Raw genomic sequence first — 20,471 nt, forward strand, 5'->3', positions numbered from 1 at the left:
CCTTGCCAATTTTGCGATCCTCTTACACCACTGTTTCCTTTGGCGAAAGGATCAATATTCGTCGTCCTCAACCTGTTTGAACCGGTTGCCGGAGCCGGCGATGCGGGCCACGAGGTCCGGAAGGCTTTCGATTTCCGTCCAGCGCCCCTTGCCGCCTTTCGGCAATTCAGCCGAAGCAGAAGGCAGAAGTGCGGCGGAAAAGCCGAGTTTTTCAGCTTCTTTCAATCGCTGGCCCGTATGCGAGACCGGGCGCACCGCGCCCGACAGGCTGATTTCGCCGAAATAGACGCAATCGGCGGGCAGGGCAAGACCGGCAAGCGAGGAAACCAGCGCAGAAGCAATAGCCATATCGGCGGCCGGCTCGGAAATCCGGTAGCCTCCGGCGACGTTGAGATAGACATCGTGCTGACCGAGCTTCACGCCGCAATGGGCCTCCAATACCGCGAGAATCATGGCGAGTCGCGACGAATCCCAGCCGACCACCGCGCGGCGCGGTGTACCGAGCGAGGTTGGCGCGACCAGCGCCTGCACTTCAACGAGCACGGGGCGTGTCCCCTCGATGCCGGCAAAAACCGCAGCGCCCGGTGATTTTTCGTTGCGTTCTCCCAGAAACAGTTCGGATGGATTGGACACTTCCCTGAGGCCGCGATCCGACATTTCGAACACGCCGATTTCATCGGTCGGCCCGAAGCGGTTCTTGACGGTTCGAAGAATGCGGTAATGGTGGCCGCGGTCACCTTCGAAATAAAGGACGGCATCGACCATGTGCTCCACCACGCGCGGGCCAGCGATCTGGCCTTCCTTGGTGACATGGCCGACAAGCACCATGGTCGCGCCTGTCTGCTTGGCGAAACGGATCATCGCCTGCACGCCGGTGCGCACCTGTGTCACCGTGCCGGGGGCGGAATCGGCGGTATCGCTCCACAATGTCTGGATGGAATCGATGATGACGAGATCGGGCCGCTTGCCTTCGGAAATCGTCGCCAGAATATCCTCGACATTGGTTTCCGCCGCCAGAAGCACATCGGTTTCCGCAGCCCCCAGACGTTGCGCACGCAGACGCACCTGCGCCACCGCCTCTTCGCCGGAGACATAGATGATGCGATGGCCGCGCCGCGAAAGGGCGGCGGCCGCCTGCATGAGGAGCGTCGATTTGCCGATGCCGGGATCCCCACCGATCAGAACGGCCGAACCGCGCACGAAACCGCCGCCGGTCGCCCGATCAAGTTCGCTGATGCCGGTCGGGATGCGGGGGGCTTCTTCGATTTCACCGGAAAGCGAGGTGAGTGTGACTGGCCGGCCCTTCTTGGGAGCCTTGCCCGGGCCGGATCCGATGCCGCCCATCGGGTCTTCCTCGACGATGGTATTCCACTCGCCGCAGCCTTCGCATTTTCCCGCCCATCGGGTATGAACCGTGCCGCAGTTCTGGCACACGAATTGAGTCTTGGCTTTGGCCATCTATGTCAGTTTTCTTCTTGTTTGAAATGTTCTGCGGAGATGTCTTGGTGGCCGTGGAGGACGCGCAGGACCGTAAGCTCATTCTCGTTGATGCGGAAGAAAATCACGCGGCCCCGATAGGCAATGCTGCGAAGCCCTGCTCCATAGCTGCTTCGTGAGACGCCGGACAGGCCGAGCGCCGCTAGCGATTCGACCTTGTCAAAAATTTCAAGCGCGAGACGGTCGGCCGCGGCCGGATTTTCCACTGCGATATAGGCGTGATCTTCAGCGACGTCCTGCCTTGCCCGCGCGGTCCAGATAACGGTCCGGATATTAATGATCGGTCCCCGTTTTTTGTTGCGCGGACAGGTTCTTGATGTCGCTCAGGAAAGCATCTCGCGACCGATAGCTGTGAACACGGCCGGCGTCAGCATCATCAATTCCTTCCTGCAGCAGCAGCTTGAGTGCCGCTTTCTTTCCCTCATCGCTGCCCAGCAAGCGAAGTCCAGCGGAAATCACTGCATCCGCATCGCTATAGACGCCAGCCGCCACCTGCTCCTCGATGAATTTCTCGTCCTGCTCGCTCAAATGGATTTCGGGCATTTCGATCTCCTTTTGTTCTCTTTTAACACAGGTCGCGTGAGCTTTCCAAGCGCTAAAGGCGCGTCTCAGTCATCCGCCATCAGATATTGCCGCTCATATCGCAGACCAAGTCCTGTCAACATCTCATAGCCGATCGTTCCTGCCGCCCGTGCACTCTCGTCTACGGGCACATTGGGACCGAAAAGCTCGACATAGTCTCCGGTTCGAATGGCATTGGCCGGAACATCCGTCACGTCGAAGATGGTGAGGTCCATTGTGACGCGGCCAGCAACCGGCACCTTGTGGCCGTTGACGACACCGTATGCGCCGCCATGGCCCATTTCGCGCAGCGGAATGCCGGAACCGGACAGCGAACGCTGGTATCCGTCCGCGTAACCGACAGTCGCGATGGCGAGGCGGCTTGCGCGTTTCAGCAGAAAGGTGCCGCCATAACTGACGGTCTGGCCTTCGCCCGCATCGCGGATCTGGATGATGCGCGCTTCGGCTTTGGCGACCGGCCGCATGGGATTTGCAACGTCGTTGACCGCCTCTCCGCCATAGAGCGCTATGCCGGGACGGGTAAGGTCGAAATGATAATCCGGGCCGAGAAAGATACCGGCGGAAGCCGAGAGGCTTGATTCGATACCTTCGAAAGCAGTGCTAACCATCCGGAATGATTCGAGCTGAGCCCTGTTCATCGGCGAGGAGGGCGTGTCGGCACAGGCGAGATGGGACAGCACCAGAACCGGGTCAAAACTTGCCGGCCGGGTCACGTCGTCGGCCAGAAACAGCGCATCGTCGAGCGGCAATCCGAGACGGTTGAAGCCGGTGTCCACATGCAGTGCGCAGGGGTGATCACCACGCTCGGCTACCGTCGCCATCCAGAAGGAGAGTTGCTCCTCGGAGGCAAGAACCGGCACCAGATCATTGTCGAAGACCTGCCGTTCCTGGCCCTGCCAGATGCCTGACAGGACGAAGATGCGTGCTTCAGGTGCATAGGAACGCAGGGTCTCACCCTCGGCAACCGTTGCCACGAAGAAGTCGCGCGCGCCGGCATGGTAGAGCGCTGCGCCGCAATCCTCGATGCCGAGGCCATAGGCATCGGCCTTCACGACGGCCGCTGTCCGCGCCTTGCCGGAGCGTCTCCTCATGTCCCGCCAATTATCGGCCAGCGCACCGAGATCGACGGTCAGCCGCAGTGGCGCTTGTTCGAAAGCGTCGGTTTCGGTTTCAGCGAATGTATCCTCGAAGTCGTCTGTCATGCCATGCGTCCGGTTGATTTTGGAACCGACCAGACCCTAGCACTTTTGTTCAAGACGGTAAGGATCGAATGCTCTAAACTTCGCTCATGCACAATGTTTCGCAGGAACAGGCCCTCGATTTCATGCCCGTCGCCACGACGGAAACCACGCGTTTCTGGCGGGACGGACGTTTTGGCGGCATGGAATGCCTGAGTGCTACGTTTCTCACCCATGAATATTCGCCTCACGCCCATGACACGTTTTCGATAGGCGCCATCGAAAGCGGCTCGCAGATTTCCACCATTCACGGCACCACCGAACAGACGGGGCCGGGGCATCTCTATCTCATCAATCCCGACGAGATTCACGATGGTGCACCAGGCGGCGGCGGTTACCGTTACCGGATGATCTATCCTGACACGGCACTGCTGCGCGATATCATCGAGGATGTGACGGGCAGGGCCTTCCACGGTACGCCGTCATTCCCGAAGTTTCTGCCGCGCGATCCGCAGATGGCGGCCGCCTTTCAGATGGCGCACCGGCGTCTGGAGGAGAAATCCGGTGCCCTCGAGGCGGATGAGGGCATGTTCTCGGTTCTCGCCGCCCTTTTCGGCAGGCATGGCAGCGCCATTATCCTGCCGGTCGAAAAGCGCGAGAAAACGGCGGTTTACACCGCCCGCGACTATCTTTCCGACAATTACGAGACCGATATCGGCCTTGAGGAACTGGCTTCCATTGCCGGTCTCAGCCGCGCACACCTTATCCGTGCTTTCAGGAAAGAGTTCCACATCACCCCGCACGCCTATCTGACCGACGTGCGCATCCGCAGGGCGCGTCGGCTTCTGCGCGCCGGCGAGATGCCGGCCGAGGTGGCGGCGATGTGCGGTTTTGCGGACCAGGCGCATTTCACCCGGCATTTCAAGGCGCGCACCGGCATTACCCCGGGCCAGTTTCGCATGGGGTGATGCCGGCACACGCATTCCTGTGTGACGTCACTTTCGTACAAGACCGGTGGATGTCTTACGCGTAATCGCTCTCCTGAAAGGGAGAAAGCGATGTCGATATGGGACAAAAGGACGGAATTCGTCGCGGGATTACGGGCCGCCGCGCCATTGCTCGTGGCCATGGTGCCGATCGGCGTCGTGTTTGGCGCGGTCGCCATCGGCAAGGGCCTGTCGCCGCTCGAAGCCTCGCTGATGTCGCTGCTGGTCTTCGCCGGCGGCTCGCAATTCGTGGCGATGGACTTATGGGCCCATCCGGCTAGCTGGAGCGCGCTCGGCTTTGCGGCGCTGCTCGTCAATCTGCGCCACGTGCTGATGAGCGCTTCCATCGCTGGCAAGCTGGACGATTTCCGGGGCTGGCGGAAATATGCGGCCATGCTGGTGCTGACGGATGAATCCTGGGCGTTGTCGGAGTTTCGTGTCATCGCCGGCAGGCTGACGGCGGGTTTCTTCACCGGCGCTGCATTGTCGATCTATATCGTCTGGAACCTGGCCACCCTCACCGGTGCTTTGCTGGGTTCGGTCATGGGCGACATGTCGGTCATCGGGCTGGATTTCGCCTTTCCCGCGGTGTTTATCGTGCTGCTCATGGGGTTCTGGAAGGGCCGGGAAACGGGCTCGGTGCTTCTGGCAAGCGCCTCCGCCGCCTGTCTCACCCATGCGCTGGTGCCCGGAGCCTGGTATATCGCCGCCGGTGCGCTCGCGGGCCTCGCTGTCGCCGCCTTCGGCCATGATGAACAGGCGGAGCAGCCGGCATGACCCTCGACCTCAATACGCTGCTGACGATTCTCGCCATGATGGCGGCAACCGTCGCAACACGCCTCGGCGGCCTGTTGCTTGTCAGTCGGTTTACCCTGACCGCGCGCCTTAAAAAGGCCCTCGGCGTAGTGCCGCCCGCCGTCCTGATGGCCGTCGTCACGCCGACTGCGCTTGCCAGCGGACCGGCGGAAACCATCGCCTGCGCGGTCACCGCTGTCGCGGCGCTGCGCCTCAGCCTTCTGCCGGCGGCAACAGTCGGCGTGGCGGCCGTGGCGCTGCTGCGCGGAATCGGTTTGTGAAGCGATCCCCTCAACCGGCTGAAAAGACTCTCTCCAAAGGGCCGCAGGAAGCGCCGGCCCGTTAGAATATCGTCTCAGCATCCTATCAAACCCAGATCGAAGCCCCTGAGACGGGGTTGAGGAGGTGGCATCTGGCGGCTATCCAATGGCCTGTGGCATTTGTCACGCAGCGGCCGGCGGGAGAGAGAGATGACGGGCATTCGTGAAATTGCATTCGAGCCGCTTTCCAGGATTTATGCCGAAGACCTGAAGTCCTCATGGCCGTCGATCACGTTTTTGCTGCTGACGATCCTGTGCGGGTCTCTTCTCGCTTCCGCCGGTCCTTATGTGTTTTCCCGCCTGATCGACGATCTGCCGGACGCTCCGCGGCAGTGGATGCTTGGATTTTCGTTTTATGCCGGCCTGACGGCATTGGCGACGGCCATTCAGCGCTCTACGCAATATATGTCGGTCATCCATTCGGAACGGCTGGAATATGTGGCTACGACGCACTTCTTCGAGCGCATTGTCCATAAAAACGCGTCATTCTTCAATGATCACAACCCGGCGGAAATTCAGGCCGCACAGACAAGGGGCGCTTCGGCCGCATCTGCAATCATGCAGATCGGTCTTATCTATTTCGTTCCGGGCCTCGCCACGTTTGTGTTCAGCACCCTGTTGCTGGGGGCGGTCCTCAGTGCGGATCTGGTGGCCATCGTCATTCTCTATGGTGCGGCCTTCATCGCGCTCACCCTTGCCTCGAACCGGCTGACCTCGCCATTTCTGGAAAAGGCCATCGAAGCCGGACAGCAGAATGCCGGTTTTGTTGGAAACGCCATAGGCATGATCGAGCCTTTGCGGCACACGGGCAGCACGGCGTGGATGAAGCGTCGCTTTGCGGAGAATGCGGGCTCGATCTACCGGAACTGGCGGCTTTATTCCCTGCGCCGTATCGGTTTTGTCTTTACCATCTCGCTCGCTCTGGGCGTGCAGATGATCATAGGCTTTTATCTCCTTCTGCCGCGCTACGAGGCCGGAGAGCTCTCGATCGGCGATATCGTTCTCTTCAACACGCTTCTGCTTCAGCTCAACATGCCTTTCGAACTGATCGGGCAATCCATCAGTGAGGCGCTACGGTCCTTCGCCCACTTCGCGCCCTATGCCCGCATGTGGAATGAGCCAGAAGAGCAGGAGGAGTCTCCGGATACACGCCCGTTGCGGCTGTCGGGCAGAGTGATAGAGTTCCGTCAGGTGGGCTTTCGCTACGAAAACGGTCGCGGCGTTGAAGGCGTCTCTTTCACCGCAACGCCAGGACGTCTGACCTTCATTACCGGCGAGACCGGCTCCGGCAAATCGACACTCTTCCGGCTTTTGCAGAAAACCATGGTGCCGCAATCCGGGCGCATCACTGTCGATGGCGCCGATCTCACAGCCATCGGCCGGGACGACTGGTTCGCCGCGGCGGGTATCGTTCCGCAGGAGGTGCAATTGCTGAACGATACGTTGCGCAGCAATATCGTGCTCGGGCGGGCGCTGGATGAGGAAAAACTGCGCCGCTCCGCCGAACGGGCCGCCATCCTCGACAGGATTGAGGCGATGCCGGAGGGTTTCGATACGATTGTCGGTGAAAGGGGCCTGAAGCTTTCCGGCGGCGAGCGCCAGCGGGTTGCCCTTGCTCGCGCGCTCTACGGCGAACCGGCCATTCTGCTGCTCGATGAGGCAAGCTCGGCGCTGGACGAGGAGACGGAGCGGGAAATCATGGAACAGCTGAGACGGGTCGACAGCGATATCACCATCATTGCCATCACCCACCGCCAGAGCAGCATTCGCGCCGGCGATCAGGTCATTGCATTGCCTAAGGGGATAATCGATGAATCGGGTTCTGAGGGATCAGTTCCAAGCCGTTGAAAAGACTCCGCCCCATCCCTGAAACAGGACGGGGCGTTATTGATAGAAGGCTGCCTCGCCTCAATGTTCTTCGTATTGGCTGAAGCTCGGATCGGCCAAGTCCGTAAAGCGGGTGAATTCGGACTGGAAGGCAAGCTTCACGGTGCCGGTCGGTCCGTGACGCTGCTTGGCGATGATGACGTCAGCCGTGCCTTTTACCTTGTCGAACAGCGCTTCCCACTCTGCATATTTCGGATCGGCAGGATCGCGCGGCTCCATGTTCTTGACGTAATATTCCTCGCGGAACACGAACAGCACCACGTCGGCGTCCTGCTCGATGGAACCTGATTCACGCAGGTCGGAAAGCTGCGGGCGCTTGTCTTCGCGGCTTTCCACCGCACGGGAGAGCTGTGACAGCGCGATGATCGGAACATTGAGTTCCTTGCCCAACGCCTTCAGGCCTGTGGTGATCTGGGTGATTTCCTGCACGCGGTTTTCGCCGCTCTTGCCGGAGCCGGTCATCAGCTGAACGTAGTCGACCACCAGAACATCGAGGCCGCGCTGGCGCTTCAGGCGGCGGGCGCGCGCGGAAAGCTGGGCAATCGAGATACCACCGGTCTGGTCGATGTAAAGCGGCACCTTCTGCATCATCTGTGAGCAGGCGACGAGTTTTTCGAAATCGGCCTCGGTGATGTCACCGCGACGGATTTTCGACGAGGAAACTTCGGTCTGCTCTGAAATGATACGCGTTGCCAGCTGTTCGGAGGACATTTCGAGCGAGTAGAAACCGACAACGCCGCCATTTTTCGCCTTGAACGAGCCGTCCGGCTGCACTTCCTGCTCATAGGACGCGGCGATATTGTAGGCGATGTTGGTCGCAAGCGAGGTCTTGCCCATACCCGGACGACCGGCAAGCACGATAAGGTCGGAACGCTGCAAGCCACCCATGCGGGCGTCAAGCGAGTGGATGCCGGTGGAGATGCCGGAGAGGTTACCGTCGCGCTCGAAAGCCGCGCCCGCCATGTCGATCGCCAGCGCCACCGCGTCGTTGAACGACTGGAAGCCGCCGTCGTAACGGCCGGTTTCCGCCAGTTCGAACAGGCGCCGTTCGGTGTCTTCGATCTGTGCCTGCGGCGGCATGTCGAGCGGCGCGTCATAGGCGATGTTGACGACATCCTCGCCGATCTGGATCAGCGCGCGGCGCAGCGCCAGATCATAGATCGCCCGGCCGTAATCTTCCGCGTTGATGATCGACACGGCTTCTGCCGCCAGACGCGCGAGATACTGCGCCACCGTCAGGTCGCCGATCTTGTCGTCGGCCGGCAGGAAGGTCTTGATCGTCACCGGATTGGCGGTCTTGCCCATGCGGATGATATCGCCTGCCACCTCGAAAATCTTGCGGTGCAGCGGTTCGTAGAGGTGCACGGGCTTCAAGAAGTCCGATACGCGGTAATAGGCGTCGTTATTGACGAGGATGGCGCCGAGCAGCGCCTGTTCGGCCTCGATATTGTTCGGCGCTTCGCGGTAATGCGGTTCCGCCGGTTGCGCGGGGGTGATCTTTCTCACAGCGTCGTTCATGGTTTGCGCGATCTCCCTTTGCCTGTTCTTACACCTCGGGTTTGGCTTTCTGTGCCATTGCAGTCAATGATATTGTTGCAACACTCCATGGCAGGCCGACGTCCGCTGAGCGAAGTCGGATCACATCTTCAGTTGTCCCCAGCAATCCACAGGCGGGATGGGGACAAAGCGGGAAATTTCCCGGCAACGTGATTCGCCGCCATGAGTTTACCGCATGGCAGACCCGGCACGAAAGAAACTTGAAAATCGTCAGCCTTACGAATAAATAGGCAGAAAATAAGTAGTGTACTAATTATAAGGCTTGCTGACATGTCCCGCGAGACCGACAAGGAACAGCTTCTCGATGAAGTTTCCGCTTTCACCCGCAAACTGCGCGCGTTTTTCGATGCGCGGGTAGGGGAAAGCGGGCTGACGCTGGCGCGTGCGCGTGCGCTTTTCGCGCTCTCGCGGCGCGGACCGTTGACGCAGACGGAGCTTGCCGAGGAAATGGAAATCGAGACGCCGACACTGGTGCGGGTGCTCGATGGCATGGAGAAGCAGAACCTCATCGAACGCCGATCCGATGAGAACGACCGGCGTGCCAAACGTATTCACATGACGGCGGAGGGCGAAGAAACCTCGCAGACGGTGCAGGAAATGGCAAAGTCGCTGCGTTCGGAAATCGCCGCCGATATCTCCTCGCAGGAGCTGGCAATGGCGCTGGATGTCATGCGGCGGCTTTCGGCCAATCTGCAAAATCTTGCAGCGGGGAGGGCGCAATCGTGAGCACCTCTTTACCGCTAACGGCAGCGTCGGACGCCGCCGAAAAGGACAGGCCCGCCAATGGCCCCACAGAAACGACGGGCCCGGCTCAATCACCGGACGCCGGCGCCGGGAGCGGCACGCAGGCTCCGTCTGCCGCAGCTGCACCTCAGCCGGTGGAGCGGCCATTGTGGCTGCGGCTGTGTTTCATTTTTGCAGGCCTGTCGTTTTTCATTACGCAGGGGCTCGGCATGAACCTCGTCATGGCCAATATCTACCAGCTGCAGGGCGAATTTTCGGCGACGGTGGCCGAGGTTGCCTGGTTATCCGCTGCCTATATGGCACCCTATGCCACTTTTTCCATCGCCTTGTTCAAGGTGCGCGCGCAATATGGCCTGCGGCCCTTCGCCGAACTTTCGATCATCGCCTTCGTGGTTGCTTCCTGCCTCAACCTCTTCGTGACGGACCTGCATTCGGCCATCGTCATCCGCTTCGTCAGCGGCATGGCCGCCGCGCCGATTTCATCGCTCGGCTTTCTCTATATTCTTGAGGCCTTTCCGCCCGCACGAAAATTCTCACTGGGATTCAGCATTGCACTGACAGGTACGCTGTTGTCGGCGCCGCTTGCGCGCATGGTGTCACCCTCGCTGCTGGCGATCGATGGCTGGAATGCCCTTTATTCGATGGAGGTCGGTTTTGCGCTGATTTCCTTCGCCATGATTTACGTCCTCAAGGTCACACCGCCACCGCGTGCGAAGGTGATCGAGCGTATGGATATCCTCAGCTATCTCCTGTTTGCGGGCGGTCTCGGTTGCCTTGCAGTCATGCTGACGCTCGGCCGGTTCTACTGGTGGTTCGAAACCTGGTGGCTTGGCGCGCTGCTGGCGACATCCATCGCGCTTCTGACACTGATGGCTTTCATCGAATTGCCGCGTAAGAACCCGTTGCTCGACCTGCGCTGGATTTTCTCCAAAACCAACCTGCACGCCATTGCCGTCCTGCTTGTCTACCGGGCGGTCTCGTCGGAACAATCCTCCACCGCGGTCAGCTTCTATCAGCAGCTTGGCTTGCTCAACGACCAGACCACCATGCTTTATGCCCTCGTGCTGCTTGCCACCATTCTTGGCGGGGCGGCCTGCGCATGGCTGATGTTGACGAAATATGTCGAAACCGCCCATGTCATTGCGCTGACACTGATCGCGGCTGGTTCCTTTATGGACAGCCAGTCGACGAACCTCACCCGCCCCGAACAGATGTATCTCAGCCAGATGATGATCGCCTTCGGTGCGGCCATGTTCCTGCCGCCTGTCATGGCGAAGGGTTTCGGCGCAGCACTGGCCCGGGGTGCGCCTTATCTGGTGAACTTCATCACCATCTTCCTGTTTACGCAGATCACCGGTTCCATGCTGATGACGGGCCTGCTCGGCAGTTTCGTAACGCTGCGGGAGAAATTCCACTCCAATGTGCTGGTGGAGAACATCCTGCTCACCAACCCTCTCGTTGCCCAGCGTGTCTCCCAGCTTTCCGGTGCTTACAGCCATGTCATCACCGATCCGGCATTGCTGAAGGCGGAGGGGTTGTCGCTGCTTGGCCAGCAGGTCAGCCGGGAAGCCTATGTGCTTGCCTATAATGACACGTTCCTGCTCATCTCCGTCGTTTCCGCGCTGGCGCTGGCCGCGCTTTTGATCCACCTCGCATGGTTGCGCATCCGCCCCTTCCTTTTCCGGGAGGACATCGATGCCGCACCGGCCCCCCAGTTTTGAACCTTCCAAGAGTGCCAAAATGTTGAAGAAGTTTTTTACTCCCGTTTCCATTCTCGTGCTGCTCGGCGGTTTCGCCGGTGTTGCGCTCGTGCTTTACGCCTGGCGGCTGCCGCCCTTTCTCTCCACCGTGGAAATGACCGACAACGCCTTCGTGCGCGGTTACGTCACGACCATGAGCCCGCAGGTCAGCGGATATGTGGTGGATGTGCCGGTGAAGGATTATCAGGAGGTGAAGCAGGGTGCTTTGCTGGCGAAGATCGATGACCGCATCTATCGCCAGAAACAGGCGCAGGCGGAAGCAACGCTCGATACGCAAAAGGCGGCTCTCGATAATTCCCGCCAGCAGGAAAATGCAGCCAATGCCCATATTCTTTCCAGCCAGGCCGCGGTCGACAGCGCCGAAGCCTCGCTGAAACAGGCCCAGCTGGCATCCGACCGGCAGGATAATCTCATAAAAAGCGGCGTGGGAACTTCCAGCCTTCAGGAAGAAGCCCATGCCGCACTGGAAAAGGCGCGGGCATCGCTCTCGCAGGCGAAAGCCGCCCTTGAGGTTTCACGGCAGGATCTGCAGACCATCATCGTTAACCGCAGTTCCCTGCAGGCTGCGGTCGCAAATGCCGAAGCGGCCGTCGAGCTTGCCCGGATCGACCTCGCCAATACCGAAATCCGTGCGCCCGTGGATGGCAGGCTCGGCGAAATCGGCGTGCGCACTGGCCAATATGTCACCGCCGGCACGCAGCTGATGGCCGTTGTGCCGCATGATGTCTGGGTTATCGCCAATTTCAAGGAGACCCAGCTTGCGGGCATGCAGGTCGGCCAACCGGTTACGATTTCCGTCGATGCGCTGCATCGCCGCAAACTGACCGGCCATGTGGAGCGTTTTTCGCCCGCCACGGGATCGGAATTCGCCGTCATCAAGCCCGACAATGCGACCGGCAATTTCGTGAAAATCGCCCAGCGTCTCGGTGTGCGCATCACCATCGACGCGGATCAGCCGCTGGCGGCAGAACTTTCGCCCGGCATGTCTGTGGTGGTGCATGTGGACAAGAGCAAGGCGCCCGATGGGGCGAAGACGGCGGCGAGGTAGTCTGGCGTTGAGTTTGCGGAGGGGGGTATCCCTCCGCAAACTCAGACCACGCAAACAAAAAACCCCGGATGTCGCCATCCGGGGTTTTCCTTTGACCGTTAGGCCAGATCTTACTCGTCGTCGCCGTCGCGGTCAGCTTCCGGATCGAAGAAGTCTTCCGGACGCAGCGCGTCTTCGTCAACGCCGTAGATGGCGTCAGCGGAGGTGAGGCTTTCGCCCTTGGCCTGACGCTCTGCTTCTTCAGCCGAACGGGCAACGTTCAGCTCGACCTGCAGCTCGACTTCGGCGTGCAGGTGCAGGGTAACGTTGTGCAGGCCGATGGTCTTGATCGGCGTGTTCAGCTCCACCTGGTTGCGGCCGATGTTGAAGCCTTCGGCAGCCAGGATTTCAACGACGTCGCGGGCAGCAACAGAACCGTACAGCTGACCGGTTTCGCCAGCCGAACGGACAACGATGAAGGACTTGCCTTCGAGTGCTTCGGCAACCTTCTGGGCTTCCGACTTGCGCTCGAGGTTACGAGCTTCGAGCGTTGCGCGCTCGGTTTCGAAACGGGTCTTGTTGGCGGCGTTGGCGCGCAGCGCCTTGCCCTGCGGCAGCAGGAAGTTACGGGCATAGCCGTCGCGAACCTTGACGGTTTCGCCCATCTGGCCGAGCTTGTTGATGCGTTCGAGAAGAATAACGTCCATCTTCTTGATCCTTTCTATGGTTTGGTTTCGTTCGTAGTGTCGGTTTTCCGCGCCGGCGTCAGGGAGATCGTGCTGCGCACGTCGCTGAGGCCGAACACGAGAATGATGAACAGCGGGCAGACAAAGACCGCCGAGAGATATGCGAGAACGAGTACGGGCAGGCGCCAGTCCTTGCCGCGGGCGCGCTTGTGCAGCGAGGCATAACCCGCCATCAGGAAGCCCGCGCCAAAGGTGCCGCAGATGACCGCGCCGATCATGGCCGCCACGCCGCCAAGGAACATGGCGAGAATGCCGGCCAGGAAAATGAAGATCGCGTTGCGATGCATGCGCAGTGCCGAGGGAATATCCTCACGCGGGCGCAGGCCCTTGCCGAAAGAGCCGACCAGCCGGGTCGCGAAATAATGGGCCCCAAACAAAAGGATGACCCAGAGACCACCCTGAACAATGGGAAGCATCAGCACGAGCAGCGATTTCGTTTGCGCCAGCGCCTCTGCATTGGGCTCGAACAGCGGTTCGCGGTTCTGCACCGATGTCATCATGATATCGACCATGCGCGCGACCAGATCAGGGCCGTAACCGATCATCCAGCCAAGAATGACGACGGCGACCGAAACCAGAATGCACAGGTGCAGTACGATGCCGGAGAGCGGATACCAGGCAAGCAGATCATCCGGGCCGCCGATTTCGGAAGCCGGGCGCGCCAGATTGGCGAGATGCGAAAGCCAGCCCGCCGGGATCAGCGTGAAGATCGCGATGGTCAGCGCAAACAGCGGCGACATGACCAGCGCACCGATGATGGCGGTGGTGATGATGGCGACGATGGCGGCGCGGTTACCCCAGCCCATGCCTGCGATCAGGATCGGCATGGCGGAGCCGGCATAGAGCAGGAAGGAAAAGGACGACTGTGCCGTTGCGCCAAGCGTTAAAAACGCGGCGCATATGCCGGCGAGAACGCCGGAGATCAGCACTGTCTGGTTCAACTTTTGCACTTCGCTGTCCTGCTGAAACTAAGCAGTTAGAGGATCGCTCGTGAGAGCCTCATCCCCAACATGGGATTTAGAATATCGATCCGCGCCCAACGCGGAAGGATCTGGAAAAGCGAGGCCGCGTTAAACGCAGCCTCGCTTCAATTCATTACGCTACAACGTAGGGCAGCAGGCCGAGGAAACGGGCGCGCTTGATCGCCTGGGCGAGTTCGCGCTGCTTCTTCTGGGAAACGGCCGTGATGCGGGAAGGAACGATCTTGCCGCGCTCGGAAATGTAGCGCTGCAGGAGACGTACGTCCTTGTAGTCGATCTTCGGAGCGTTGGCGCCGGAGAAGGGGCACGTCTTGCGACGGCGGTGGAACGGGCGGCGTGCCTGGGAAGAGGATGCGTCAGCCATTGGTCAATTCTCCTTATGCACGGTCTTCGCGCGGACGGCGCGGACGGTCTTCGCGGGGACCACGATCTTCACGCGGGCCACGGTCCGGACGGTCGCCATCGCGGCGCGGACGGTCGTCACGGTCGCGCTTCTGCATCATCGCGGACGGGCCTTCTTCGTGGGCTTCGACGGCGATGGTCATGTAGCGAAGAACGTCTTCGTTGATGCGCATCTGGCGCTCGACTTCATGGATGGCGGCCGCCGGAGCGTCGATGTCCATGAGAGCGTAGTGAGCCTTGCGGTTCTTCTTGATGCGGTAGGTGAGGGACTTCAGACCCCAGTTCTCGATGCGTCCGACTTTGCCGCCGAACGATTCGATAACGCCCTTGTACTGCTCGACAAGTGCGTCGACCTGCTGGGCAGAAATATCCTGCCGGGCAAGGAAGATGTGTTCGTAAAGAGCCATTTAAGCTTTGCCTTTCTTGCGTTTCGTCCTTCACCCGGCAACGGCGCTAAGCCTCAACGACTGCTCCTGAAAAGGCGTGAGCCTTAAAGCAAGAAAAGCGTTGTTCGAGACGGTCGAGAGCGGAGACACGGGAGGCCGGAAAAACCTTATGGTTCCTGCTGTTCCGTCACCGGAACCAGCCCTCCGTTCAGCCACCAGCCAATTGGACCGGGTGTTGTGAACAGCGCGCTTATACGGATTTTTGCCCGGAATGCAAGGGCAGAGGCGAAAAAGCGCGCCGTTCGATCATCAGATTGGCATTGGATATTGCCGGTGAATGGCTGCGATGCCCTTCAGCACGTCCTCGGAAAGAGTGACATCCGCTGCCGCAATATCAACCTTCAGCTGCTCCATCGTGGTGGCGCCGATGATGACGGAGGCCATGAAGGGGCGCGTCAGGCAGAAGGCAATGGCGAGCTTTGCGGGGTCGATACCATGCGCGGCGGCAAGCTCCAGATAGGCCTTTACCGGTGCTTCCTGAAGCGGCTGCAGGCGGCCACCGAGATCCTTGTTGATGGTTCCGCGTGAACCGGCGGGACGGGCGCCGTTCTGGTATTTGCCGGTCAGCAGCCCTGCCGCCAGCGGTGAATAGGCGAGCAGGCCGACATCTTCATGGTGGGCGACTTCCGCCATGTCCAGATCGAAGCTGCGATAGAGCAGGTTATATTCGTTCTGGATCGTGGCGACGCGCGGCAGGCCCTTGGCTTCGGCGATGTCGATATATTTCTGCGTGCCCCAGGCGCTTTCGTTGGAAAGGCCAATGGCGCGGATTTTTCCGGCCTTTACCAGTTCGCCGAGCGTTTCCAGCTTTTCGGTGATTTCGGCAAGCGTGCGCGCCGTGTCCTGACCGGAAGCGTCAAAGCTCCATGCGCCGCGGAAATGATAGGTGCCGCGATTCGGCCAGTGGATTTGGTAGAGGTCTATATAGTCGGTCTTCAGGCGCTGGAGGCTCGTATCGACAGCCTCACGGATTGCGGCTGCGTCGATATCGCGACCGCCACGAATGTAATCGCGTCCTGAGCCGGCAACCTTGGTCGCGAGCACGACCTGATCGCGCTTTCCGGTCTTTTCAAACCAGGTGCCGATATAATCTTCCGTCCGGCCCTGGGTCTCCGCGGAAACGGGCGTGGTGGGGTAAAGCTCTGCCGTATCGAAGAAATTGACGCCGTTTTCGACGGCGTAATCCATCTGCGCATGCGCTTCGGCTTCGGTATTCTGTGTGCCCCATGTCATGGTGCCGAGGCAGATTTCAGACACGGAAATATCCGTGCGGCCCAATAGTCTCTGTTTCATGGAAATGTCCCGGTGCTTGGCCAGATAGTTTGGAAGGTGGTGTGAAAGTAATGGGGAATTGCCGCAGTGCAAGAAAAAATATGATGAAAAGAAAGGGGAAAACAGCACGATAAAACCCCTCACACCGGGCCGGCAGGCGGCCTCAAGCCTTGACTTCGCTGGTGGGAATGTGAATGGAAGTCGACAAGAATAAAGGCAAGGCCAGACAAGAAGGACGACATCCCATGGGTATTGCATTCACATTTCCCGGTCAGGGAAGCCAGGCTGTTGGCATGGGCAAGGAGCTGGCGGATACCTATCCGGAAGCACGCGCCGTGTTTCAGGAAGTCGACGAAGCGCTCGACCAGAAGCTTTCCGACATCATGTGGAACGGCCCTGAAGAGACGCTGACGCTGACGGCCAATGCCCAGCCGGCCCTCATGGCCGTCTCGATGGCGGTCATGCGCGTTCTTGAGGCGCGCGGATTAAAACTGTCCGATACGGTTTCGTATGTCGCGGGCCACTCCCTCGGCGAATATTCGGCGCTCTGTGCCGCCGGTACTTTCTCGGTTGCCGATACCGCCCGTCTTCTGCGCATCCGCGGCAATGCCATGCAGGCCGCCGTGCCGGTGGGAGAGGGCGCGATGGCCGCAATCATCGGGCTTGAGCACGATGCCGTTTCCGCCATTTGCGATGAGGCCGGCATTCTCGGCGTGTGCCAGGTCGCCAACGACAATGGCGGTGGCCAGCTGGTTATATCAGGCAGCAAGGCGGCTGTCGAAAAGGCAGCGGCAATCGCTTCCGAAAAGGGCGCCAAGCGCGCCATCATGCTGCCGGTCTCCGCTCCCTTCCACTCCGCGCTGATGGCGCCGGCGGCGGAAGCCATGCGCGAGGCGCTGGCCAAAGTCGAAAAGCACAATCCGGTCGTTCCTGTCATCGCCAATGTGCGTGCCGCCCCCGTTTCCGACGCCAATGAGATCGCCGGCCTGCTGGTCGAGCAGGTGACGGGCCAGGTGCGCTGGCGTGAGACGGTGGAATGGTTTGCCGCCAACAACGTGACCCAGCTTTACGAAATCGGTTCCGGCAAGGTGCTGACGGGTCTTGCCCGCCGTATCGACAAGACGGTGAATGGCGTTGCCGTCAACGGTGCTGCCGATATCGATCAGCTTCTCGCCACGCTTATCGGCTGAGGCGGGATTTCTCCCGCAGCCGCATTCCTCAGGGCGCAACAACGCTCAACATTTTCAGTCCGAAGCTCTAAAGAAGGAATAGGACATGTTTGATCTGACAGGCCGCAAGGCCCTCGTAACCGGCGCGACCGGCGGCATTGGCGAAGAAATCGCCCGCCTTCTGCACAGCCAGGGCGCAACGGTTGGCCTGCACGGCACGCGCGTTGAAAAGCTCGAGGCGCTGGCGGCGGAACTTGGCGACCGCGTCAAGATTTTCCCGGCCAACCTCGCCGACCGCGCCGAGGTCAAGGCACTCGGTGAAAAGGCTGAAGCCGAGCTGGAAGGCGTCGATATCCTCGTCAACAACGCCGGCATCACCAAGGATGGCCTGTTCGTTCGCATGAGCGACGAAGACTGGGATAACGTCATCGAAGTGAACCTGACGGCGATGTTCCGCCTGACGCGCGAGCTGACGCATCCGATGATGCGCCGCCGTTTTGGCCGCATCATCAACATCACCTCCATCGTCGGCGTTACCGGCAATCCCGGCCAGGCCAACTATTGCGCCTCCAAGGCCGGCATGATCGGCTTTTCCAAGTCGCTGGCGCAGGAAATCGCCACCCGCAACGTTACCGTCAACTGCGTAGCCCCGGGCTTCATCGAAAGCGCGATGACCGGCAAGCTCAACGACAAGCAGAAAGACGCCATCATGGGCGCCATTCCCATGAAGCGCATGGGCACGGGTGCCGAAGTCGCCTCTGCCGTGCTTTATCTCGCTTCCAACGAAGCGGCCTACATGACCGGCCAGACCCTGCACGTCAACGGCGGCATGGCGATGATCTGACGGCACGTAAGTCCGTCATGAAAAGGATTGCGGCGCTGTTTAAGCACCTTCTTGGGTAGCTGGCGCCGCAAGGCCCCGCTGACCGGTTTTCGGCGAAATTGCCTGTCATACGCTGTGCTTAGCGCGTTTTCAGGCTTTTCGACCGATTGAAACCATGTTAAGCGGGCCAAGACTGTGAACAGTCGTCCCGGAGAGACAGGAAGCCGTTGCGATTTTGCGTGACGATGTCTAGCTTGGACGGGGTTGAACGGGTTTGCCCGCAGTGCCGGATTTGAACGGCGCATGAGGGCTTCTAACAGGGCAGGGTGCCGCGAGGCATTCCCTTCAAAATAAAGGTCGAGGAAACCGACATGAGCGATATCGCAGAACGCGTAAAGAAAATTGTAATTGATCATCTTGGCGTTGACGCCGACAAGGTTGTTGAAGGCGCCAGCTTCATTGACGATCTGGGCGCTGATTCGCTCGATACCGTTGAACTGGTCATGGCTTTCGAAGAAGAATTCGGCGTTGAAATTCCCGACGACGCTGCGGATTCGATCCTGACCGTCGGCGACGCTGTCAAGTTCATCGAGAAGGCCCAGGCCTGATCGACCCGCATGGGGAGGTGCAATATCCTCCCGTCTTGGCCCGGCTTGTCCGGGCCAATGTTTTATCGGCCGGTGGCACGTGCTCCGACAGGTGCTCGTTTCCGGCGATGCATGAGGTTACGGCCCGGAACGGTAGCCGCGATTCTCATGCCGTGATTTTGAAATGCTGCGCCATTGCGTGAACACCCCGTGGTGCCCGATGTCGCAGAAGACCGATGATTTGGATAAGGGCGGAGCATTGGCGATGAGGCGTGTCGTTATCACCGGTACCGGCATGGTATCTCCTCTTGGATGTGGAACGGAAGTGACCTGGGAACGGCTGTTGGCCGGCCAGAACGGCGCCCGTCTCGTGACTGAATTCGAAGTCGAAGACCTTCCTGCAAAGATCGCCTGCCGCATTCCCGTGGGCGATGGTTCCAACGGCACCTTCAATGCCGATGACTGGATGGAACCCAAGGAACAGCGCAAGATCGATCCCTTCATCCTGTATGGCATGGCTGCCGCCGACATGGCGCTTGCTGATGCAGACTGGCATCCTGAAACCGACGAAGACCAGATCGCGACCGGCGTTCTGATCGGCTCCGGCATCGGTGGTCTGGAAGGCATCGTCGAGGCCGGCTATACGCTGCGCGACAAGGGCCCGCGTCGCATTTCCCCGTTTTTCATTCCCGGCCGCCTGATCAATCTCGTATCCGGCCAGGTTTCCATACGCCACAAGCTGCGCGGACCGAACCATGCCGTGGTGACGGCCTGCTCGACCGGCGCGCATGCTATCGGCGACGCCGCCCGGTTGATCGCGCTCGGCGATGCCGATGTCATGGTCGCCGGTGGTGCCGAATCGCCGGTCTGCCGCATCGCGCTTGCCGGTTTTGCGGCCTGCAAGGCCCTTTCCACCCAGCACAATGACAATCCGGAAAAAGCCTCGCGCCCTTATGACCGCGACCGCGATGGTTTCGTCATGGGTGAGGGTGCTGGCATCGTCGTTCTGGAAGAGCTGGAGCACGCCAAGGCGCGTGGCGCGAAGATCTATGCGGAAGTGGTCGGTTACGGCCTTTCTGGTGATGCCTATCACATCACGGCACCGTCCGAAGATGGCGAAGGCGCCTACCGCTGCATGTCGATGGCGCTGAAGCGGGCGGGCCTGACGCCTGACGATATCGACTATATCAATGCCCACGGCACATCCACCATGGCCGATACCATTGAGCTTGGAGCTGTCGAGCGTCTTGTCGGCGAATCGGCCTCGAAGATTTCCATGTCGTCCACCAAGTCGGCCACCGGCCATCTGCTCGGTGCGGCGGGCGCCATAGAGGCGATCTTCGCTACGCTTGCGATCCGCGACAACATCGTTCCGCCGACGCTGAATCTCGACAATCCCGATGTCGAGACCAAGATCGATCTTGTGCCGCACAAGGCGCGCAAGCGGCAGGTCAATGTGGCGCTTTCGAATTCCTTCGGCTTCGGTGGCACAAACGCCTCCCTCGTGCTGCGCCGTTACGAAGCGTAAGTCGCGGCGGCTGTGGCCGTCGCGATGGCGTCCGCGCCGCATACCGTCCCCGGCGGTACGGCGCTCTAATGCCGGACGCTTTAAAAGAATGTTCTTTCCTTAGAAGAACGTGGTTCGGCTTGCGAAAGCCATTCCGGTTTTCGCGCCGATATTGTAGTCATTGATTGGGAGAGTTTGCCGGTCTG

Annotated in this window: 21 protein-coding genes; 11 read left to right on the top strand and 10 right to left on the bottom strand. The window is 60.0% G+C overall.

The genetic code is table 11. The annotated features are described in order from the left end of the window. Positions 1-51 precede the first annotated feature (51 nt). From radA to alr, 4 genes are all read right to left on the bottom strand, one after another. Positions 52-1,458: a DNA repair protein RadA gene (radA, locus tag HQN82_RS03525; RefSeq protein WP_004441018.1), complete on the bottom strand. Its 1,407-nt coding sequence runs from the start codon at positions 1,456-1,458 to the stop codon at positions 52-54. A gap of 5 nt (positions 1,459-1,463) precedes the next feature. After that, positions 1,464-1,703, bottom strand: a complete 240-nt coding sequence (locus tag HQN82_RS03530; RefSeq protein WP_234794420.1) for a type II toxin-antitoxin system RelE/ParE family toxin — start codon at positions 1,701-1,703, stop codon at positions 1,464-1,466. 67 nt (positions 1,704-1,770) lie between these two features. Then, the gene (locus HQN82_RS03535) at positions 1,771-2,040 is read right to left on the bottom strand and encodes a type II toxin-antitoxin system ParD family antitoxin (protein ID WP_006700150.1); all 270 of its coding nucleotides are present in this window, start codon (positions 2,038-2,040) and stop codon (positions 1,771-1,773) included. Between the two features lie 65 nt (positions 2,041-2,105). Then, positions 2,106-3,281, bottom strand: coding sequence for an alanine racemase (gene alr / locus HQN82_RS03540; protein ID WP_112766977.1), 1,176 nt, complete (start codon positions 3,279-3,281; stop codon positions 2,106-2,108). Positions 3,282-3,367: 86 nt separating this feature from the next. On the opposite strand from alr, the gene HQN82_RS03545 reads away from it, so the two are divergent. The 4 genes from HQN82_RS03545 to HQN82_RS03560 all read left to right on the top strand — a co-directional run bounded on the left by HQN82_RS03545 (position 3,368) and on the right by HQN82_RS03560 (position 7,206). Further along, complete coding sequence (locus tag HQN82_RS03545; RefSeq protein ID WP_173614553.1) at positions 3,368-4,225, top strand: AraC family transcriptional regulator; 858 nt, start codon at positions 3,368-3,370, stop codon at positions 4,223-4,225. A 90-nt stretch (positions 4,226-4,315) separates the two neighbouring features. Then, positions 4,316-5,020, top strand: coding sequence for an AzlC family ABC transporter permease (locus HQN82_RS03550; RefSeq protein WP_107339810.1), 705 nt, complete (start codon positions 4,316-4,318; stop codon positions 5,018-5,020). Next, the gene (locus tag HQN82_RS03555; protein ID WP_004441027.1) at positions 5,017-5,319 is read left to right on the top strand and encodes an AzlD family protein; all 303 of its coding nucleotides are present in this window, start codon (positions 5,017-5,019) and stop codon (positions 5,317-5,319) included. Before HQN82_RS03550 ends, HQN82_RS03555 begins: the two co-directional genes overlap by 4 nt. 189 nt (positions 5,320-5,508) lie before the next feature. Beyond that, positions 5,509-7,206: an ABC transporter ATP-binding protein gene (locus HQN82_RS03560; protein ID WP_173614554.1), complete on the top strand. Its 1,698-nt coding sequence runs from the start codon at positions 5,509-5,511 to the stop codon at positions 7,204-7,206. A 60-nt stretch (positions 7,207-7,266) separates the two neighbouring features. On the opposite strand, the gene HQN82_RS03565 is transcribed toward HQN82_RS03560, so the two are convergent. Further along, positions 7,267-8,763, bottom strand: coding sequence for a replicative DNA helicase (locus HQN82_RS03565; protein WP_004441029.1), 1,497 nt, complete (start codon positions 8,761-8,763; stop codon positions 7,267-7,269). Positions 8,764-9,072: 309 nt separating this feature from the next. Between HQN82_RS03565 and HQN82_RS03570 the strand changes: the two genes are divergently transcribed. Genes HQN82_RS03570 through HQN82_RS03580 form a run of 3 tightly spaced genes read left to right on the top strand, consistent with a single transcriptional unit; the run spans position 9,073 to position 12,354 of the window. Continuing rightward, positions 9,073-9,528, top strand: coding sequence for a MarR family winged helix-turn-helix transcriptional regulator (locus HQN82_RS03570; RefSeq protein WP_004441032.1), 456 nt, complete (start codon positions 9,073-9,075; stop codon positions 9,526-9,528). Continuing rightward, positions 9,525-11,267 (top strand): MFS transporter, encoded by a 1,743-nt coding sequence (locus HQN82_RS03575; protein ID WP_173614555.1) that lies wholly within the window; start codon positions 9,525-9,527, stop codon positions 11,265-11,267. The genes HQN82_RS03570 and HQN82_RS03575 overlap by 4 nt, the downstream gene beginning before the upstream one ends. A gap of 19 nt (positions 11,268-11,286) precedes the next feature. Further along, complete coding sequence (locus tag HQN82_RS03580; RefSeq protein WP_173614556.1) at positions 11,287-12,354, top strand: HlyD family secretion protein; 1,068 nt, start codon at positions 11,287-11,289, stop codon at positions 12,352-12,354. Positions 12,355-12,464: 110 nt separating this feature from the next. Here the strand turns inward: HQN82_RS03580 and rplI are convergent, their stop codons facing one another. The 5 genes from rplI to HQN82_RS03605 form a co-directional block, all read right to left on the bottom strand. Continuing rightward, entirely contained in the window at positions 12,465-13,040 is a 576-nt protein-coding gene (gene rplI / locus HQN82_RS03585) for a 50S ribosomal protein L9 (RefSeq protein ID WP_004441037.1), read from the bottom strand. A 14-nt stretch (positions 13,041-13,054) separates the two neighbouring features. Next, positions 13,055-14,029, bottom strand: a complete 975-nt coding sequence (locus HQN82_RS03590) for a DUF2232 domain-containing protein (protein WP_173614557.1) — start codon at positions 14,027-14,029, stop codon at positions 13,055-13,057. 145 nt (positions 14,030-14,174) lie between these two features. Beyond that, complete coding sequence (gene rpsR, locus HQN82_RS03595; protein WP_003502063.1) at positions 14,175-14,423, bottom strand: 30S ribosomal protein S18; 249 nt, start codon at positions 14,421-14,423, stop codon at positions 14,175-14,177. Between the two features lie 13 nt (positions 14,424-14,436). Further along, the gene (gene rpsF / locus HQN82_RS03600; protein ID WP_004441041.1) at positions 14,437-14,868 is read right to left on the bottom strand and encodes a 30S ribosomal protein S6; all 432 of its coding nucleotides are present in this window, start codon (positions 14,866-14,868) and stop codon (positions 14,437-14,439) included. Positions 14,869-15,156: 288 nt separating this feature from the next. Next, entirely contained in the window at positions 15,157-16,200 is a 1,044-nt protein-coding gene (locus tag HQN82_RS03605) for an aldo/keto reductase (RefSeq protein ID WP_173614558.1), read from the bottom strand. Between the two features lie 224 nt (positions 16,201-16,424). On the opposite strand from HQN82_RS03605, the gene fabD reads away from it, so the two are divergent. The 4 genes from fabD (at position 16,425) to fabF (ending at position 20,286) form a co-directional block, all read left to right on the top strand. Continuing rightward, a complete protein-coding gene (fabD, locus tag HQN82_RS03610; RefSeq protein ID WP_173614559.1) occupies positions 16,425-17,369 on the top strand; it encodes an ACP S-malonyltransferase in 945 nt (314 codons plus the stop codon). 85 nt (positions 17,370-17,454) lie between these two features. Continuing rightward, a complete protein-coding gene (gene fabG / locus HQN82_RS03615; protein ID WP_003512379.1) occupies positions 17,455-18,192 on the top strand; it encodes a 3-oxoacyl-[acyl-carrier-protein] reductase in 738 nt (245 codons plus the stop codon). Between the two features lie 350 nt (positions 18,193-18,542). Continuing rightward, positions 18,543-18,779, top strand: a complete 237-nt coding sequence (locus HQN82_RS03620) for an acyl carrier protein (RefSeq protein WP_003502080.1) — start codon at positions 18,543-18,545, stop codon at positions 18,777-18,779. A gap of 244 nt (positions 18,780-19,023) precedes the next feature. Beyond that, complete coding sequence (gene fabF / locus HQN82_RS03625) at positions 19,024-20,286, top strand: beta-ketoacyl-ACP synthase II (RefSeq protein ID WP_004441057.1); 1,263 nt, start codon at positions 19,024-19,026, stop codon at positions 20,284-20,286. The last annotated feature ends 185 nt before the right edge of the window (positions 20,287-20,471 follow it).

The sequence above is a fragment of the Agrobacterium pusense genome (assembly GCF_013285525.1).
Classification (GTDB): domain Bacteria; phylum Pseudomonadota; class Alphaproteobacteria; order Rhizobiales; family Rhizobiaceae; genus Agrobacterium; species Agrobacterium pusense.

Excerpts from the sequence above, each read along its gene's own strand:
- radA (WP_004441018.1), bottom strand. The coding sequence starts at position 1,458 with ATGGCCAAAGCCAAGACTCAATTCGTGTGCCAGAACTGCGGCACGGTT.
- HQN82_RS03535 (WP_006700150.1), bottom strand. The coding sequence starts at position 2,040 with ATGCCCGAAATCCATTTGAGCGAGCAGGACGAGAAATTCATCGAGGAG.
- alr (WP_112766977.1), bottom strand. The coding sequence starts at position 3,281 with ATGACAGACGACTTCGAGGATACATTCGCTGAAACCGAAACCGACGCT.
- HQN82_RS03545 (WP_173614553.1), top strand. The coding sequence starts at position 3,368 with ATGCACAATGTTTCGCAGGAACAGGCCCTCGATTTCATGCCCGTCGCC.
- HQN82_RS03550 (WP_107339810.1), top strand. The coding sequence starts at position 4,316 with ATGTCGATATGGGACAAAAGGACGGAATTCGTCGCGGGATTACGGGCC.
- HQN82_RS03555 (WP_004441027.1), top strand. The coding sequence starts at position 5,017 with ATGACCCTCGACCTCAATACGCTGCTGACGATTCTCGCCATGATGGCG.
- HQN82_RS03560 (WP_173614554.1), top strand. The coding sequence starts at position 5,509 with ATGACGGGCATTCGTGAAATTGCATTCGAGCCGCTTTCCAGGATTTAT.
- HQN82_RS03565 (WP_004441029.1), bottom strand. The coding sequence starts at position 8,763 with ATGAACGACGCTGTGAGAAAGATCACCCCCGCGCAACCGGCGGAACCG.
- HQN82_RS03570 (WP_004441032.1), top strand. The coding sequence starts at position 9,073 with ATGTCCCGCGAGACCGACAAGGAACAGCTTCTCGATGAAGTTTCCGCT.
- HQN82_RS03580 (WP_173614556.1), top strand. The coding sequence starts at position 11,287 with ATGTTGAAGAAGTTTTTTACTCCCGTTTCCATTCTCGTGCTGCTCGGC.
- rplI (WP_004441037.1), bottom strand. The coding sequence starts at position 13,040 with ATGGACGTTATTCTTCTCGAACGCATCAACAAGCTCGGCCAGATGGGC.
- rpsR (WP_003502063.1), bottom strand. The coding sequence starts at position 14,423 with ATGGCTGACGCATCCTCTTCCCAGGCACGCCGCCCGTTCCACCGCCGT.
- rpsF (WP_004441041.1), bottom strand. The coding sequence starts at position 14,868 with ATGGCTCTTTACGAACACATCTTCCTTGCCCGGCAGGATATTTCTGCC.
- HQN82_RS03605 (WP_173614558.1), bottom strand. The coding sequence starts at position 16,200 with ATGAAACAGAGACTATTGGGCCGCACGGATATTTCCGTGTCTGAAATC.
- fabD (WP_173614559.1), top strand. The coding sequence starts at position 16,425 with ATGGGTATTGCATTCACATTTCCCGGTCAGGGAAGCCAGGCTGTTGGC.
- fabG (WP_003512379.1), top strand. The coding sequence starts at position 17,455 with ATGTTTGATCTGACAGGCCGCAAGGCCCTCGTAACCGGCGCGACCGGC.
- HQN82_RS03620 (WP_003502080.1), top strand. The coding sequence starts at position 18,543 with ATGAGCGATATCGCAGAACGCGTAAAGAAAATTGTAATTGATCATCTT.
- fabF (WP_004441057.1), top strand. The coding sequence starts at position 19,024 with ATGAGGCGTGTCGTTATCACCGGTACCGGCATGGTATCTCCTCTTGGA.